Genomic DNA, 405 nt, shown 5'->3' with positions numbered 1-405 from the left:
CGGCATTTGATTTCGGCTCTTCAGTGGGCGGCGCATTCAGCGGCATCGTGAATTTGCAAAATACCATTTTCAATATCAATGGTTTGAATACGACAGCCTTGACGAATTCCACACTGAAATTATCCAGCGGCAGTCTGGCCTCGGTGGCAGACGGTGTACAGAATATCGGTGGGCTGGCGCTCAATGGCGGTACGTTGCTGTTTAATAATCTGGTGGATAACTCAGGTATCATCAGCTCCTTAGGAACCCTCACGGCGAATAATATCGATACCACCGGTGGCGGTGAGGTTCGGGTTAATTTACCGGCGAATGTCACACCAGATCTTGGCGGTTTGTCGGTGATGCAACTGGATGAAGGGGAGATCATTGTGACCTTGGCCTCCGGCGCGGCGACCGGAACCGGGC

At 52.3% G+C, this 405-nt stretch carries 1 protein-coding gene; it reads left to right on the top strand.

Features of this window, described 5'->3' with window-relative positions:
- Window positions 1-405, top strand: a 405-nt coding sequence (locus V1952_RS22555) for a hypothetical protein (protein ID WP_420075636.1), incomplete at both ends; no start/stop codon positions are given.

The sequence above is a fragment of the Yersinia sp. 2542 StPb PI genome (genome assembly GCF_048593855.1).
GTDB lineage: Bacteria > Pseudomonadota > Gammaproteobacteria > Enterobacterales > Enterobacteriaceae > Yersinia > Yersinia enterocolitica_E.
This window is presented reverse-complemented; position numbering and strand designations above follow the sequence as displayed.